Annotated in this window: 13 protein-coding genes; 5 read left to right on the forward strand and 8 right to left on the reverse strand. The window is 45.4% G+C overall.

The features are described 5' to 3' along the window. Positions 1 to 411: 411 nt before the first annotated feature. On the reverse strand, positions 412 to 1,035 hold the full coding sequence (locus L5M11_RS16095; protein ID WP_105250761.1) for a c-type cytochrome: 624 nt from the start codon (positions 1,033 to 1,035) through the stop codon (positions 412 to 414). A gap of 168 nt (positions 1,036 to 1,203) precedes the next feature. On the opposite strand from L5M11_RS16095, the gene yihA reads away from it, so the two are divergent. Beyond that, on the forward strand, positions 1,204 to 1,863 hold the full coding sequence (gene yihA / locus L5M11_RS16100; protein ID WP_263192721.1) for a ribosome biogenesis GTP-binding protein YihA/YsxC: 660 nt from the start codon (positions 1,204 to 1,206) through the stop codon (positions 1,861 to 1,863). A 1,241-nt stretch (positions 1,864 to 3,104) separates the two neighbouring features. Here yihA and polA read toward each other — a convergent pair. Further along, entirely contained in the window at positions 3,105 to 5,873 is a 2,769-nt protein-coding gene (polA, locus tag L5M11_RS16105; RefSeq protein ID WP_263192722.1) for a DNA polymerase I, read from the reverse strand. A 387-nt stretch (positions 5,874 to 6,260) separates the two neighbouring features. Between polA and elbB the strand changes: the two genes are divergently transcribed. Next, positions 6,261 to 6,923, forward strand: coding sequence for an isoprenoid biosynthesis glyoxalase ElbB (gene elbB / locus L5M11_RS16110; RefSeq protein WP_263192723.1), 663 nt, complete (start codon positions 6,261 to 6,263; stop codon positions 6,921 to 6,923). 75 nt (positions 6,924 to 6,998) lie between these two features. On the opposite strand, the gene glpG is transcribed toward elbB, so the two are convergent. The 5 genes from glpG to L5M11_RS16135 all read right to left on the reverse strand — a co-directional run bounded on the left by glpG (position 6,999) and on the right by L5M11_RS16135 (position 11,412). After that, on the reverse strand, positions 6,999 to 7,844 hold the full coding sequence (gene glpG, locus L5M11_RS16115) for a rhomboid family intramembrane serine protease GlpG (protein WP_263186451.1): 846 nt from the start codon (positions 7,842 to 7,844) through the stop codon (positions 6,999 to 7,001). Next, on the reverse strand, positions 7,841 to 8,146 hold the full coding sequence (gene glpE, locus L5M11_RS16120; protein ID WP_006084745.1) for a thiosulfate sulfurtransferase GlpE: 306 nt from the start codon (positions 8,144 to 8,146) through the stop codon (positions 7,841 to 7,843). The genes glpG and glpE overlap by 4 nt, the downstream gene beginning before the upstream one ends. A 101-nt stretch (positions 8,147 to 8,247) precedes the next feature. After that, positions 8,248 to 9,273: an L-threonine 3-dehydrogenase gene (gene tdh, locus L5M11_RS16125; protein WP_012090660.1), complete on the reverse strand. Its 1,026-nt coding sequence runs from the start codon at positions 9,271 to 9,273 to the stop codon at positions 8,248 to 8,250. Between the two features lie 11 nt (positions 9,274 to 9,284). After that, positions 9,285 to 10,478 carry a glycine C-acetyltransferase gene (locus tag L5M11_RS16130; protein ID WP_105250756.1) on the reverse strand — a complete coding sequence of 398 codons (1,194 nt, stop codon included), beginning with the start codon at positions 10,476 to 10,478 and terminating at the stop codon, positions 9,285 to 9,287. A 286-nt stretch (positions 10,479 to 10,764) separates the two neighbouring features. Continuing rightward, a complete protein-coding gene (locus L5M11_RS16135; RefSeq protein ID WP_263186450.1) occupies positions 10,765 to 11,412 on the reverse strand; it encodes a TetR/AcrR family transcriptional regulator in 648 nt (215 codons plus the stop codon). Between the two features lie 200 nt (positions 11,413 to 11,612). Here L5M11_RS16135 and waaA point away from each other — a divergent pair, with 200 nt between their 5' ends. Further along, the gene (waaA, locus tag L5M11_RS16140) at positions 11,613 to 12,878 is read left to right on the forward strand and encodes a lipid IV(A) 3-deoxy-D-manno-octulosonic acid transferase (RefSeq protein WP_263186449.1); all 1,266 of its coding nucleotides are present in this window, start codon (positions 11,613 to 11,615) and stop codon (positions 12,876 to 12,878) included. 26 nt (positions 12,879 to 12,904) lie between these two features. On the opposite strand, the gene L5M11_RS16145 is transcribed toward waaA, so the two are convergent. Continuing rightward, positions 12,905 to 13,660, reverse strand: coding sequence for a 3-deoxy-D-manno-octulosonic acid kinase (locus L5M11_RS16145; RefSeq protein WP_168826112.1), 756 nt, complete (start codon positions 13,658 to 13,660; stop codon positions 12,905 to 12,907). Between the two features lie 98 nt (positions 13,661 to 13,758). Here L5M11_RS16145 and L5M11_RS16150 point away from each other — a divergent pair, with 98 nt between their 5' ends. Next, the gene (locus L5M11_RS16150; protein ID WP_263186448.1) at positions 13,759 to 14,802 is read left to right on the forward strand and encodes a glycosyltransferase family 9 protein; all 1,044 of its coding nucleotides are present in this window, start codon (positions 13,759 to 13,761) and stop codon (positions 14,800 to 14,802) included. Positions 14,803 to 14,892: 90 nt separating this feature from the next. After that, a complete protein-coding gene (locus L5M11_RS16155) occupies positions 14,893 to 15,978 on the forward strand; it encodes a glycosyltransferase (RefSeq protein WP_263192724.1) in 1,086 nt (361 codons plus the stop codon). The last annotated feature ends 8 nt before the right edge of the window (positions 15,979 to 15,986 follow it).

A 15,986-nucleotide genomic window follows, 5' to 3' on the forward strand; every position in this document is an offset into this window, starting at 1 on the left:
CGCTTCCTTTGCTACAGTTTACATCATGTAAACTATGTCCTGATGGGGCAAGTTACCCTGAGTGTAAGGTGTTTTGCTAGAAGCAAATTGGCGTTATCGGCCATCCCTTACAAAATTGTGCTGACCTGGATTTCAAGTGGAAATCACGACTCTTGTTATTATTAGAGAGTGGTCTTAAGTATATTATTGTTATTGAGTATCTTTATTCTTATATCTTGAACGTTAATTATACCGAAACCTGTAAGTTATTATTAATCTTTTTGTACAAACAGATGGGTTTATCTCGGTACGGGGCTTATTAAACCGAAATCTGTGATCTATGTCAAGCACGAATCTTTGCAGTTTACGTCCACGTCAACTTTGGGGTGTAAAAAAAGGGTGACAATACACCCTTCTTTTCACTCGCGAAGATTACTTCAGGCTAGAAAGATACTTTGATAGCGCGTCGATATCGCTATCATTTAGTTTTTTAGCCACATCTTGCATCATGCCATTCAAGTCATTATGGCGGCCCGCTTCACGGAATTTTGTCAGCTGGATCTTGATGTAGTTTGCGTGTTGGCCTGCCAGCGTTGGAAAACCTGCAAGCTCAGCGCCTTTACCATCTGGGCCATGACATGCCATACAAGCGGTAATGCCACGAGAAACATCACCACCCTTGTAAAGTTTAGCGCCTAACTCAGGAACATCTTTTGCTTCAGCCACTTGGATTGCTTGGCTAGAAAAATATGCGCTAATGTCGAGAATATCCTGATCGCTTAGAGGCATTGCCATGCCACTCATGATAGGATCCATACGACCATCTTTACCGCCAGTTTGTGCTGCGCTACGGAAATCATGTAGTTGCTTTTGGAGGTAAGTGGCGTGTTGGCCCGCAATTTTGGGGTACATATCGATCATACTGTTACCGTCCATACCGTGACAGGCCGAACAGACAATGATTTTCGTTTTTCCCGCTTCAGCATTACCTTCAGCAATCGCAGGTGAAGATATGGCGGCAATTACAACAGACAGCGCAAGAGCTAGCTTTTTCATGGCGTTCCAACTTCTGGTTAAGATTATTATCCTGAGCTTACTAGGGTGACCCGCAAGCGTGGTAAAATATGATTAATGTGATCGGAGTAATATTTTACACGAAAACGTGGAAAAGTAAGTAATTCTTCATAAATTATGGTATTGCGTAGAAAAATTTCGGAGTAAATAGTGACTGAATCTCGTATAGATTTTCGTAGGGCAAAGTTTTTAATCAGTGCACCTGACATTGCACATTTGGATCAATATCTGCCCGGCGATGTTGGAGTTGAGATTGCATTTGCTGGCCGCTCTAATGCTGGAAAGTCTAGTGCACTCAATGCATTAACTGAGCAAAAAAGTTTAGCAAGAACCAGTAAAACCCCAGGTCGAACTCAATTAATTAACGTATTTGAGTTAGATGCTCTGCGTCGTTTAGTTGACTTACCTGGCTATGGTTTTGCACAAGTCCCGCTTGCGTTGAAAAATAAATGGCAGCAGGCATTAGGTGAATATTTGCAAAAACGCGCTTGTTTAAGTGGCGTGGTTGTCTTGATGGATATACGTCATCCACTAAAAGATCTCGATATGCAGATGATCGAGTGGGCGGTTGCCAGTGAAATCCCAGTGTTAGCTTTGCTGACCAAGTCAGACAAATTAGCTCAAAGCGCTAAGATGAAAACGGTAAATGAAGTGCGTCTGGCGTTGAGTGAGTTTGGTGACTGGGTACAAGTTGAGCCTTTCTCATCGCTTAAAGGAACCGGTAAGCCTAAAGTGTTGGCTATTCTAAATGAATGGTGTCATCCGCAATGGTTGACTGATGAGTTAGATGCGGCGAACAACGCCGAATAATATTGCCTGTTTTGGCATACATGGTCGAGTTTGACTGTGTATGCCGCCCCTCTGTTTTTTCCTGTAATTTTTCCTTATCTTTCCCTCTTGTTAAGCTTTTATCCCTATTAACTTTTCGTCAATTTCAGGCAAAAAAATAGCCGATGACAGTGTCACCGGCCAAAAATATTAGCTCTTTTGGGGAGAAGCTAAATTCAACAAGACTCAAGCACCACCAAATTAGCTTCAATGGTTCTCAATGAAACTAGCATACAGCCAATTTACTTTTTATTAAAGTAAATACTCTAAAATTTACCTAAAGTCTGAAAAAAGAGCAAAAAAAAGCCTCAGCAAACAAGTTGCTGAGGCGCCAGAATTTGGCTCATCACTATAAGTGAAATAAAGGTCTGAAAGATAGAACATCTTAACCTCTGTACCCTACGCAGAGAATATTACTCCATTTATCTTTAAATGGAAAACAGTTTTTTCAAAAAAGAGGTAATTATGTGCGCTTGATCTCAGGTTGTGAGTGAAAAAGCATCTTAAATTGATCTTAAAATTTCATTAAAAATGCTTAATCGGCTGATTTAGCGGGGTAATCCGAAATTTATATACAAAAGAGATCAATATTTGAGATTTAATGTTTTTACTCTAAATCCGGCTTAATGTTTTAGTGTACGCGTGAGAGAACAACCGTTATGACACTTTTGAGTATATATAGCTGGCTTTAACACCGTTTCGATTCGTGTAATCACACCCTTGAGTCTCCATCTGCTGCGGCAGTGTATCGATGAGCTCTACTGCTAAATGAATCAGGTAAAGATTGTTTGGTAGTGAGTTATGCATGTTGCTACCGATGAAGTTGCATCGTACTTAATGCTCTAGTGTTTGTGGGGTAAGGAATGTTTGGTTGCGCAGCGCTTAACGAACTCGCGTGTTCGGAATACAGATTGTTTGGCTGTGAGTCATACATTATGTCGCCAGTTAAGTTGCGCCGAACTTGATGGTCTAATACGTGCGGAATCGAGATTACTTCGTTGAGAGTCATACATTGTGCTGCCGATGCAGTTTTTCTTAACTTAATGGTCTGATTTGTATTGTGAAAGGATAATTTGCGCACAGTAATAAAAGGGATTCAGTATTGATGTGCTTAAAGATGATTAAGACGGGAGAGAGCTAATCTGAGCTCAAAATATTGAAGTCAGATTAGCTTTATTTTCATTTAAATCATATTGATAGTGCTGTTCTGGATATTACTGAGATTAGTGGGCTTCATCCCAGTTATCACCAATGCCTGCTTCGGCAAGCAGTTCAACATCGAGATTAGCTGCTTGCGCCATCAAGGTGCAGATTGTCTTTTTAAGTGCCTCTGCTTTATCCGCATCGACTTCAAACACTAATTCATCGTGAACCTGCATGATCATAGTGATTTCGCCTTGGGTTTCTGTCTTGATCCACTGCGCAATATTGATCATGGCCTTTTTGATGATGTCGGCAGCCGTACCTTGCATTGGCGCGTTAATCGCAGCACGTTCAGCACCTTGGCGGCGCATCGCATTACGATCACGGATTTCGGGCAAGTAGAGGCGACGACCAAACAGAGTCGACACATAACCTAAGTCAGCAGCACCCGCGCGCGTTTCTTCCATATAACGTAATACGCCAGGATAACGGGCAAAGTAGGTATCGATATAGGTTTGTGCTTCATGGCGTGGGATATCAAGCTGACGCGCCAAACCAAAGGCTGACATGCCATAAATTAAGCCGAAGTTAACCGCTTTGGCACGGCGGCGTTGTTCTGTGGTGACTTCATCAAAGTCGGTACCAAATACTTCTGCAGCAGTGGCTCTATGAATGTCTTTGCCCTCGGCGAAGGCTTTGAGTAAGCCTGCATCTTGGGATAAATGGGCCATGATCCGTAGTTCGATTTGCGAGTAGTCTGCGGCCAAAATTTTACGGCCTGCAGGGGCGATAAAGGCTTGGCGAATACGGCGACCTTCTTCGGTGCGAATCGGAATATTTTGCAGGTTAGGTTCGCTTGACGATAAGCGACCTGTTGCCGCATTAGCTTGATGATAGCTAGTGTGTACGCGACCCGTTTTGGCGTTGACCATCAGTGGCAGCTTATCGGTGTAAGTGCTCTTTAACTTAGATAGGCTTCGATGCTCGAGGATCACCTTTGGCAGTGGGAAATCTAAGGCTAATTCGACTAATACTTCTTCCGCGGTCGATGGCGCACCCTTTGGGGTCTTTTTGGTGATCGGATAACCTAGCTTTTCATAAAACAAGACTTGCAGCTGCTTAGGTGAACCAAGATTGAATTTTTCACCAGCAATGTCGTAGGCTTTTTCTTCTAAGGTATCGATTTTACGCGCCAGTTCATCGCTCTGTTGGCCAAGTAACATACTGTCGATTAATACCCCTTGACGTTCAATGTCCGACAATACTTGGATTAGCGGTAATTCGACTCCGGTAAACATGGCGGCAAGTTCGGCTTCTTTCTCGAGTCTTGGCCATAAATGTTGGTGTAAACGCAGTGTGATGTCGGCATCTTCGGCCGCATAAGGCGCAGCCGTTTCCAGTGGAATTTGGTTGAAGGTCAGCTGTTTTGCACCTTTACCGGCGATTTCTTCAAAGCTGATATTCTTATGGCCTAAGTACTTGAGCGCTAAACCATCCATATCATGGCGCGAAGCCACTGAGTTGAAAACATAGGATTCGAGCATAGTGTCGAAAGCGACGCCCTGTAGTTTGATCCCTGCATTGGCTAAGATACTGATGTCGTACTTAAGATTTTGACCGACTTTCTTGATCTTTGGATCCTCAAGCAGCGGACGCAGTTTTTCTAACGCGACCGTTTTATCGATTTGAGTCGGTGCACCAACGTAATCGTGGGTCAAAGGAAGATAAGCGGCTTTTCCTGTCTCAACGGCGAAGGAAATCCCGACTAATTCGGCCACCATGTAATCTAAGCTGGTGGTCTCAGTATCGACTGCCATTAAGTCGGCTTGTTTAAGCTTAGCAATCCAAGTGTCTAATTCGGCTTCGGTGAGAATGCAGTCGTACTGTGTTTCAATCGCTTCGACTGGAGATGAGTCTTCTTGCGTTTCTGTGGATGCCGCATCAATTGAGGTATTTGCCGTCATTTTATTATCTAAGACTTCAGCTAACCAACGTTTAAACTCCATCTCGCCGTAGCATTTGATCAGTTCATCTTTGTCTGCTGGCATGAGAGTGAGTTCGTGCCAATCTTGCTCAAGTTCGACATCGGTTTTGATGGTGGCGAGTTCGTAAGAAAGCTTGAGCATGTCGGCATTTTCAATGATTTTTGCCGCCATGGTTTTAGAACCTCTAAAGCCGAGCTCGGCGACTTTTTCGGGTTCCGCTAATAAGTTACTCACACTGCCGGCTCCCGTGAGCATAGCGAGCGCCGTTTTCTCACCTACGCCGGGTAAGCCTGGAATGTTGTCGGCCTTGTCGCCCATCAGCGCGAGTAAATCTATGATACGGTCTGGACCGACACCAAATTTGGTGACGACTTCATCTGGGCCCATTATGGTGTCTGTCATGGTGTTGATGAGCGTAACGTTCTCATCCACTAACTGGGCCATGTCTTTATCGCCTGTGCTGATAAGCACGGCACGGTTTTCTAAGCTGGCTTGGCGGGCAATAGTACCGATCACGTCATCGGCTTCGACGCCGGAAATCGAAATCAGTGGTAAACCTAGTGCGCGAATAATGCGATGCAAGGGTTCGATTTGCGAACGTAGATCATCAGGCATAGGTGGGCGCTGTGCTTTGTATTCGCTGTACATGTCATTGCGGAAGGTTTTTCCCTTGGCATCGAACACGACTGCGATATGGCTTGGTTGATAACGGGTCAACAAGCTGCGCAACATATTCACTACGCCATAAACGGCACCCGTTGCTTCGCCCTTTGAGTTTGTCAGGTGAGGAGGCGCATAATAAGCGCGATACAAATAAGAAGATCCATCCACAAGCACAAGTGGGTTTTTAGCGACGGTTGGCATAGGTATTTTTCGTTTATCGATGACTTAGATGGCGCTAAGCATGCCACAGAAGCACTATTTCAGCCATGGCAAAATGACTCCCAGCCTGTGGATAAGTCTGTGAGTGAAAAAGTCAACTGAGAATAATGGCGATGATTACGGCTTAGTGCGATTTTTTTAAGTTGTTGTTTTTTATGTTTATAAAAGATTTGTGTGAGTTCAATACTGTTTCTTAAAAAATCTTCCCAATTTGTGGATTTTTTATTGACTCCGTAAAATACATCTAAGGATTGGCTTAATTTTCGGCACTCGTCAGATTCGACGAATTAAGTTAGCACGATTTTTAATCAGATCAACTAGTTTGTTTATGGTTTGTTAAAACTTAATGACATAAGAAGGATATTTTTAATGAAAAAAGTCGCAGTGTTACTGAGTGGATGTGGTGTTTTCGATGGAACTGAGATACATGAATCGGTTTTAACGCTTTTATGCTTATCCCGATCAGGGGCTCTCTACCAGTGTTTTGCACCAGATATCAAACAGATGCATGTAGTAGATCATCTCACTGGTGAGGTCGATGCTGCTGCAAGTCGTAACGTGCTGGTGGAGTCGGCACGTATCGCCCGTGGCGAAGTCAAAGCGACCACAGAATTAGATATCGCCGAATTTGATGCCTTGATCATTCCCGGTGGTTTTGGTGCGGCGAAAAATCTGTGTAACTTTGCGACGAATGGCAGTGAGTGTGAAGTGGAACCGCTGGTGACTGATTTTATCAATGAGTTCATTTTGGCGAAAAAGCCCGTTGGTTTTATCTGTATTGCTCCTATGATGATCCCGCGTTTATATCCCCACGGTGTAAAAGGCACTATTGGTAATGATAGCGATACTGTCGCAGCGTTTAATTTGATGGGCGGTGAGCATCAAGTTGCGACAGTACATGAGATAGTCGTGGATGAAGCGAATCGCATTGTCAGCACTCCCGCTTATATGTTGGCTGGTAATATTGCTGAGGCGCATTCAGGCATCGAGAAGCTAGTCGTTAAGCTACTAGAAATGACTGATCAGAGTTAGTTTGAGCGGTTTGTAGAGGAGTGAAGCGAGTCATTGAACCAAGATAAATTTCAGGATTTATCTTGGTTCACAATATTAGATTGAGCTCGAGGATTTGCGGCTATCAAATAAACCTTGGGCTAAACCTATGAGTAAGCCGCCAATGTGGGCACCATTAGCAACCGAAACCCCTAGAATGTCTGTGAATCCCAATGCCAACCATATCATCATAAAGCCCATATATGATGGTGGGAAATCTATTCCAACTGCGGGTTTACGTATACCCATGATCCAAGTGTAACCGACGACGGCGTACACTACGCCGGACAAGCCGCCGAAGTTAGGTCCACTGATATAGTATTGGATGACGTTTGGCAGTGTGCCCGCCACTAACAGTAAAATCAGCAGGGGAGCCGTGCCGATACGGGTTTCGATTTTGCCACCTAAATACCACCACCACAGTAAGTTAAAGATGACGTGCATGGCGGAAAAATGCAGCAGGCTCGGGGTAAAAACACGCCAGAATTGGCTGAACTCTGAATGAGGTACTGCCCCAAAATAGGACAGTGCTTCGTAGGTTTGGTTGGCGAATCCTAAGTTCATCGCCGCAAAAATGAGTACGCAAACCGCAAAAACGATCAACGTGACTGGGCCTGCGCCGGTAATGAATTGGGTGAACAACTGCAGCGAAGGGGCACCATAATCGAGTTTGGTTTGGGTATCGCCGTGTTCCCACGAGGCTTGCAGATATTTATTGTCGTAAGGGTGAGCAATAAAGTGGGCAAACTCTTTGCGTGCTTGCTCTACATCTTTGTCATGGATAACCAGAATGGCAACACCCTGAACCAGCGGCTCAATTTGGCAGTCAATGTCTTCCCCTTTGAGGTAATCGACAAATGCCTGCGCGGCTCTGCTGTTGGGGAGTCTGCCAATTTCTATCATGCATTCGCCTCATGCCAGGCGCTATAGCCGCCGTCTAGGCTGTAAACGTCATCAAAACCTTGTTCGCATAAATATTGCGCCGCATTTTGGCTGCTCATGCCGTGGTAACAAACCACCACGAGTGGGCTATCCATATCGGCTTGGCTAATAAATTGCGCTAGGTTTTCGTTATTCAGGTTAGTTGCACCTGCAATATGGCCGTTGGTGAAGCTATTGCCATCGCGGATATCGACGATTTGCACTGGCTGTGCTTCGGTCATTTGCAGCAATTGATTAACGCTTAAGTGTTTAAAGGAAGACATAATAAAACCTGACAAAGCTAAGAGATGGAAATCAAGATGGGATAAGTGTGCAACAAGGGGCTGCGAGTGTACAGCCCCTATCTAGGTAATGCTCTGCAGGATTAATCCCAGCTGAGGATCACTTTACCCGATTGGCCCGAGCCCATAGCGTCGAAACCTTGTTGGAAATCATCAATCTTGAAGTGGTGAGTGATGATAGGTGAAATATCTAAGCCTGATTGGATAAGACTGGCCATCTTGTACCAAGTTTCGAACATTTCACGGCCGTAGATGCCTTTAATGACCAAACCTTTGAAGATCACTTTGCTCCAGTCGATGGCCATTTCACCACTTGGAATACCGAGCATAGCGACTTTGCCGCCGTGGTTCATGGTATCTAACATGGCGTGGAAGGCCGATGGTACGCCAGACATTTCTAATCCAACGTCGAAACCTTCGGTCATGCCCAGTTCTTTCATCACGTCTTTTAGGTTTTCTTTTGACACGTTCACAGCGCGCGTGGCGCCCATTTTACGGGCCAGTTCTAAGCGGTATTCGTTGACGTCGGTGATCACCACATGGCGAGCACCTACGTGACGACATACTGCGGCCGCCATTATGCCGATGGGACCTGCGCCGGTGATCAACACGTCTTCACCGACTAAATCGAAGGATAATGCTGTGTGCACAGCGTTACCAAACGGGTCAAAGATTGAGGCTAAATCATCGCTGATATCATCAGGGATTTTAAAGGCGTTAAAGGCGGGGATAACTAAGTATTCTGCAAATGAACCTTCACGATTGACACCCACGCCAGAGGTGTTACGGCATAAATGGGTGCGGCCTGCGCGGCAGTTACGGCAGTGGCCACAGGTAATATGACCTTCGCCAGACACGCGGTCTCCAATCTTAAAACCACGAACTTCTTGGCCGATATCAACCACTTCACCTACATATTCATGACCAACAACCATAGGGACTGGAATGGTTTTTTGTGACCATTCGTCCCAGTTGTAGATGTGCATGTCGGTGCCACAAATCGCCGTTTTTTTAATTTTGATCAGCAGATCGTTGTGGCCCATCACTGGCTTAGGCGCATCGACTAACCAAATACCTTTTTCGGCTTTTAACTTGCTTAGTGCTTTCATTGTCTTAAGTCCTAAATAATGCCCATTTCTTTGGCAATACGGGTAAAGGCGGTGATCGCTTTGTCGAGTTGCTCACGAGTATGTGCCGCTGACATTTGCGTACGGATACGGGCTTGTCCCTTAGGAACCACAGGGAACGAGAAGCCAATAACATAAATATGTTCTGCTAATAAGCGGTTAGCAAAGTCGCCCGCCAGTTTAGCATCACCAATCATCACTGGGATAATCGCGTGGTCTGCGCCGCCTAAGGTAAAGCCAGCTGCTGACATTTGCTCACGGAAATAACGGCTGTTTTCCCATACGGCTTCGCGCAGGGCTTGGCCTGATTTGAGCATTTCTAACACATGGATAGATGCCGTCACGATTGATGGTGCTAATGAGTTAGAGAACAGGTAAGGACGTGAACGCTGGCGTAACCAGTCGATGACTTCTTTTTTACCCGAAGTGAAACCGCCCGATGCGCCGCCTAAGGCTTTGCCTAAGGTGCCTGTGATGATGTCGACTCTGTCCATCACATTGCAATATTCGTGGGTGCCACGGCCGTTTGCGCCGATAAAACCTACCGCGTGAGAGTCATCGACCATCACTAGTGCGCCGTATTTATCGGCTAAATCACATACGCCTTGCAGGTTAGCAATCACGCCGTCCATCGAGAATACGCCGTCGGTGGCGATCAAGATGTTACGTGCGCCAGCTTCTTTCGCGGCGATCAGCTGAGTTTCTAAATCGGCCATGTCGTTGTTGGCATAACGGAAACGCTTCGCTTTACATAAACGTACACCGTCGATGATAGAAGCATGGTTGAGCGCATCGGAGATGATGGCGTCTTCTGCATCTAACAAGGTTTCGAACAGACCAGCGTTTGCATCGAAACAAGAAGAGTACAGAATGGTGTCTTCAGTGCCGAGGAATTCGCTCAGGCTAGCTTCTAGCTTTTTATGTATGTCTTGGGTACCGCAAATAAAACGTACTGATGCCATACCAAAGCCGTGGCTGTCTAAACCCTGTTGGGCGGCTTTAATCAGTTCGGGATGATTGGCTAGGCCTAAGTAATTGTTAGCACAAAAGTTAACAACTTCTTGGTGATTAACTTGAATGGCAGTCTGTTGTGGTGAGGCAATAACACGCTCGCTTTTATATAAGCCTTCGGCTTTGATGTCTGCAAGCTGTTGATTAATCTGTGCGTAGAATGAGGTAGAGGCCACCTGATATCTCCTTAGTTAACTTTATTCTGATTTTGGGAGTGGCGGCATTCTAACTCTAAACCTAATCGGCCTACAGCCTTTTTTTCATGCAGGTTCGCAAGATAAACTAGTTTAGGGCTAAAGTGGTTTTTACATTATAAAAACTAATGTGCAACATAAGTTTGCCACTGTTTGACTGAGTATTCTTTTAAGCGTTGTAGAGCGAAAACGGGTTCGCACTCAGTACTATAATTGCTTTGAGTTTAGTTCCGAATGCGAGTTCCCAACATAGGCGTTTGGGATGATGTTATAGGGATTCTTGACTCGCTAGCGCGTGGTAATGTTGCTCTAGGCGAGTAAAAGTCGCAACGGAAGTCGGGGTTGCATAGGCTTTGAAAATCATCAACACCCTTAACACGCCTTCATAGAGAGTGGCTTTAGTGATGGTCGACGTGCTGGACTGAGTGAGTTGGTAGCCAATCCAAAAGCTGACGATCATCTTAATGGTATCCGCCAGTTGGGTGATTTTGTCGGTATCGACACTTAAAAAACCATCTTGTTTGAGTTTATGCAGTACATGGCTCGAGCGCGTTAATACCTGTTGTTGGGCGTGTAGATAACGCTGTTTCAACTCTTCATCACGGGCGAGAATATCGGCGAGATTGGCATACATGAAACGGAACTGCCAAAGGGTGTAAAACATGGCATCGAAGTAGCCAATTAACAGTTCGACGTCGACTTGCCTATCTTCATAGGGTTGAAAACCGGATTCGAGGTGGTTTTCATACAAGCTGAAAATAGAGCGGATAATGTCTTCTTTATTGCGGAAGTGATAATAAAGATTCCCGGGACTCATATTTAAATGAGCGGCAATATGATTAGTCGTGATGCTTCTTTCACCGTGCTCATTGAATAGTTCTAAGCTGGCATAGATTATTTTGTCGCGGGTTTTCATAAGTTATCCAAATTGCTAGTGAACGCTACATCATAGATCAAAGAAAGCTAACCAACGACCGCCAAACTGCTGGTAAATTATCCCTAATTTAAGTTTCTATACATCCTCGTATTTTCGCTGAACGAACAAAAATTCAATACGATGGCTATTATGCTAACATTGCCGCCATTCATCAGGCAAAACCCATAAGTATGTTTTTAATGAATCGTTTTCTTTATTCCGCGATCTTATATTTATTATCCCCCTTGCTGATAGGGTATTTAGCCTTTCGAGCCATCAAGAGTCCGGATTACCGTGGGCGGTGGGGGGAGCGTTTTGGCTTAACTCGACTCAAATCGACAGATTTATTGATCCATTCTGTGTCTATGGGCGAAACGCTCGCAGCAATCCCATTGATCCGCTTGATTCAGCAATCCCATCCCGAGCTGAGTATGACGGTTACTACAACTAGCCCAACGGGCTCCGCCGAAGTGAAAAAAGCCCTCGGTGACTCAGTGCAGCATTGCTATTTGCCCTTTGACTTACCTTGGTGTGTGGGGCGTTTCTTGCGCCAAGTGTCACCTAAATCCTGCATCATTATGGAAACCGAGCTGTGGCCTAACTTAGTTGCCTTAGCAGCCAAGCGAGGTGTGCGCTTGATGTTGGCCAATGCTCGTCTATCGGCCAAGTCGGCGGCGCAATATGCTAAGCGTTCTAAACTCAGTCGGCCTATGTTGCAACGACTCGATGTTATTGCGGTGCAGACTCAAGTGGAAGCCCAGCGTTTTATCGAGTTAGGTGTATCGCAGGACAGAGTGACAGTATGCGGTAGCTTGAAGTTTGATCTCAGTATTACGCCAGAACGTTTGGCCCATGCCAAGCAGCTGCGTCAGGCTTGGGGACGAGAAGTTTCGCCTATTTGGGTGGCGGGTAGTGTGCATCCTGGGGAATTTGCCGCCATGCTCATAGCCCATAGACAATTATTGGCTCAGTGGCCCGATGCCTTGCTGATCATAGCGCCGCGTCATCCAGAGCAGTTTAATGCCGTCGCCGATGTTGTCGCGGGCCAAGGTTTTGAATGGGCTCGTCGTAGTGACAATAAAAATGTGACGGCCACGACTCAAGTGCTGGTAGGCGATACCATGGGTGAACTTCTGACCTTTTATGGCGCGGCGGATCAGGCCTTTGTCGGTGGCACGCTGATCAATAATGGTGGCCATAATCCCTTGGAGCCTGTTGCTATGGGCGTGCCTGTTATGGTGGGGCCGAACCATTGGGACTTTGCCCAAATTACGCAGATGTTGGCGGATGCTGGTGGGTTAAGGGTTGTCGCTTCGGCGGATGAACTTGCCGCTAACTTGATTGAGTATTTTGCTAAACCTGAGTTACGCCTGCAGGCGGTGAACGCGGGATTGGCTGTGGTTGAGGCTAATCGTGGTGCCTTGCAACGACAATTTCTTCTCGCGCAATCTTTAATAACCGCTTAATTCAACTGGATAATTTTTTTAGTGGTTCAGGCGCTTTGCATCGCCGCTTGATAGCCCTGCATCAGTGATGACCAGTTATCAGCGGTGAAGGCAAGGTTTGGTAACTTGCCTTGTTCTTTATTGAAGGAACGTAAAAGTCTATCTAGATTCGATTGCTGCCATTGCGGGCTCGGTGTTTTTAACTCGCCGCGGTCGAAATCGATAAGATAAAACCGTTCTGGCGTTAAGGGTTCAGTTTGCGCGGGCTGGAACAGAATATTCTTGGCATTAAGGTCGGCGTGGTACACACCACGCTGGTGGAATTGGGCGATAGTTGCTCCCAATGCTTGCCATTGCTCAGTGCTCATGACCCCTTTGCCGAGTTTAGCGACTAAATCTTCGGCGCCTTCGACCCGTTCGATAATGATATCGGCGCGGTAAAATAATCCATCGCGCACTATGTTGGCGGCAATCGGTTTAGGTACAGCAAAATCTTCGCGATACAAAATGTCTAATAAGCGTAACTCACCCATGGCGCGGGTATTTTCGAGGCCAGTATAAACGTAAGCATCTTTGCTGAATTTCTCCATTAAGCCGCCACGCCAATAATGACGCAATACCCAATGACTGTGCTCAAATGCCACAAACCAAGTGGTGTAGCGGCCTTTGGATGAACCTACGACAGCATTTTTAGCCCGCCAAAAATCCACCGAGAACCACGCGGGATCGATATCTGTTGGCGTATCTTGGCAAACTGCCATGTGACCTTGGGCGGTTTTTATGAGCTGTATCTGAGCATTCATCGGAGATTTGTTGACTTAAGCGTGGCACCTAGGGCCATTCTACATTAAGATCCTTAGCTTGCGCCAAATAACCTTAAGAGCTTTTAGCTTCAATCCCAATGAGTTTAAATCCCAATACCATGAATTCTCTTTGTTTGCTTCGCTTATCCGCTATCGGTGACGTCTGTCATGCCGTGGCTATGGTGCAGGCGATTCAGCGACAATATCCCGAGCTCAAAATCACATGGGTGATCGGTAAACTCGAATATCAATTGTTGAAGCATTTACCCGGCATTGAGTTTGTTATTTTCGATAAATCTCAAGGATGGCGCAGTTATTTTAATTTGCGTAAGGCCTTAAAAGGCCGACGTTTTGACGTGCTGCTGCATATGCAAGTTGCGCTACGTGCAACCTTGGCTTCATTAGCCATTTCGGCAAAGGTGCGCATAGGCTTTGATGGTGCCCGCGCTAAAGAAGGTCAGTGGCTAGTGACAAATCACAGGGTGGAGCCCTTGGCAAATCCCCATGTGCTCGAAGGATTTATGGGATTCGCTAAGGTGATTGGCGTTAACGATCTCACTCCTCAATGGCATATTCCTGTGCCAATTGCGGATACTGAATTTGCCCAGACGCAGATTAAAGACAATGAAAAAGTCTTTATCATTTGCGCTGCAGCCAGTAAGGCTGAACGTAACTGGTTACCAGAGCGCTATGCCGCCGTTGCGAGCCATGCGATTGCGAAAGGATTTAGAGTCATGCTTTGCGGTGGCCCAACTCAACTTGAGAAGGATTTAGCAGAGCAAATTTTGCAGGCTTGTCCCTCTAAAATCGATAATTTAGTGGGCAAAACCAGTCTGACGCAATTATTGGCCCTGCTAAAACGCGCAAGCTTAGTGTTAGCTCCGGATACTGGCCCTGCGCATATGGCGGTGACCCAAGGTACTCCGGTGATCGGTTTATATGCCCATTCCAATCCTGGGCGCACAGGTCCTTACCTATCGCAGCAATATGTGGTGAGTGCCTATGATAAGGCCATGAGATCGCAACATAGTGGACAAATTAAGTGGGGAACTCGCGCCAAAGGCGAGCATTTGATGTCTTTGATCAGTGTTGAAGCTGTGATTGAGAAGTTTGATCTGGTGGTTCAGCAGACACTCAGTTAAGGCTTGTTAGTATCAGCATTCTTGTTCAGCACTCTTGATGTATCGCTGCGTTAGCGGTTTGTATTCAGAATATCGTTTAGGAGATAAATCATGCGGATAGCCATTGCCATTGACAGTTTAGCGGGTGGCGGAGCCGAAAAGGTCATGATTACCTTAGCCAAGCAATTTATTCGCTTAGGGCATGAGCCGCATTTTTTAGTTATGGAAGATAATCGCTATTATGAAATCCCAGATGACTTACCCATTCATCAATGTTTTGCCCCTAAGGATAAAGATTTCGACCATTTTGGGCGATTGAATGCTTCGGTTAACAAACTCAGCGCAAAAATCGCGGAAATTGAATCTCAAGTGGGCAAGTTTGATTTGTTTTTATCAAATTTAGATAAAACCAATTTAATGATGACCAAAACTGGTGTTTCACCGCTTTATGTCATAGTCCATTCTTCTGTAGAAGAAGAGTTGAGCCGCCAATTTAAACTGGGACCGTTTGCTTATTTCAAGAAGCTAAAATCCAAAAAAGCGCTCAATGGCCAGCATTTGATTACTGTCTCAAATGGCATAGCAAAGGAGATTAAAGATAAAGGTCGTTTGCATCCAGCATCTATGCAAACTATCTATAATCCATTTGAATTTAACGAAATCACATCTCAATCACAGCAAGATAATCCGCAAATCCCTCAGGGAGATTATCTTATTCATGTCGGTCGTTTTGCTAAGCAAAAGCGCCATGATGTGTTGTTTGAAGCCCTCAAGCTCACGCAAAATCAACTTCCTGTCGTGCTCTTGTGCCATAACCACAAAAAAGCGATAAAAGCAGCGAAAAAGTTTGGTATTGAAAAGCGATTAATTATTCCCGGTTTTCAAAGTAATCCTTTTCCATGGATTAAGCAGGCTAAGGCATTAGTGCTCAGCTCTGATTTTGAAGGTTTACCGACAGTCTTGATTGAATCTTTAGCTTGTGGGACTCCTGTTGTGAGCACTGATTGCCCACATGGACCCAGTGAGATTTTAACGGGTAATTTAGTGCCTTATCTCGTGCCGCGTCGTGATCCCAAAGCGTTAGCTAAAATTATAGACGAGGTTGTTAGCTTGCCGCCATCCCTCGAGCAGGTTGAGATTTTGGCCAAAGTCGATGCGACCTTAATTGCCGAACAATATTTAGCGTTGGCAAAATAATTTATCCG

This window comes from Shewanella sp. SM87 (assembly GCF_025653705.1).
Taxonomy (GTDB): domain Bacteria; phylum Pseudomonadota; class Gammaproteobacteria; order Enterobacterales; family Shewanellaceae; genus Shewanella; species Shewanella oncorhynchi.

Excerpts from the sequence above, each read along its gene's own strand:
- L5M11_RS16095 (WP_105250761.1), bottom strand. The coding sequence starts at position 1,035 with ATGAAAAAGCTAGCTCTTGCGCTGTCTGTTGTAATTGCCGCCATATCT.
- polA (WP_263192722.1), bottom strand. The coding sequence starts at position 5,873 with ATGCCAACCGTCGCTAAAAACCCACTTGTGCTTGTGGATGGATCTTCT.
- elbB (WP_263192723.1), top strand. The coding sequence starts at position 6,261 with ATGAAAAAAGTCGCAGTGTTACTGAGTGGATGTGGTGTTTTCGATGGA.
- glpG (WP_263186451.1), bottom strand. The coding sequence starts at position 7,844 with ATGATAGAAATTGGCAGACTCCCCAACAGCAGAGCCGCGCAGGCATTT.
- glpE (WP_006084745.1), bottom strand. The coding sequence starts at position 8,146 with ATGTCTTCCTTTAAACACTTAAGCGTTAATCAATTGCTGCAAATGACC.
- tdh (WP_012090660.1), bottom strand. The coding sequence starts at position 9,273 with ATGAAAGCACTAAGCAAGTTAAAAGCCGAAAAAGGTATTTGGTTAGTC.
- L5M11_RS16135 (WP_263186450.1), bottom strand. The coding sequence starts at position 11,412 with ATGAAAACCCGCGACAAAATAATCTATGCCAGCTTAGAACTATTCAAT.
- waaA (WP_263186449.1), top strand. The coding sequence starts at position 11,613 with ATGAATCGTTTTCTTTATTCCGCGATCTTATATTTATTATCCCCCTTG.
- L5M11_RS16145 (WP_168826112.1), bottom strand. The coding sequence starts at position 13,660 with ATGAATGCTCAGATACAGCTCATAAAAACCGCCCAAGGTCACATGGCA.
- L5M11_RS16150 (WP_263186448.1), top strand. The coding sequence starts at position 13,759 with ATGAGTTTAAATCCCAATACCATGAATTCTCTTTGTTTGCTTCGCTTA.
- L5M11_RS16155 (WP_263192724.1), top strand. The coding sequence starts at position 14,893 with ATGCGGATAGCCATTGCCATTGACAGTTTAGCGGGTGGCGGAGCCGAA.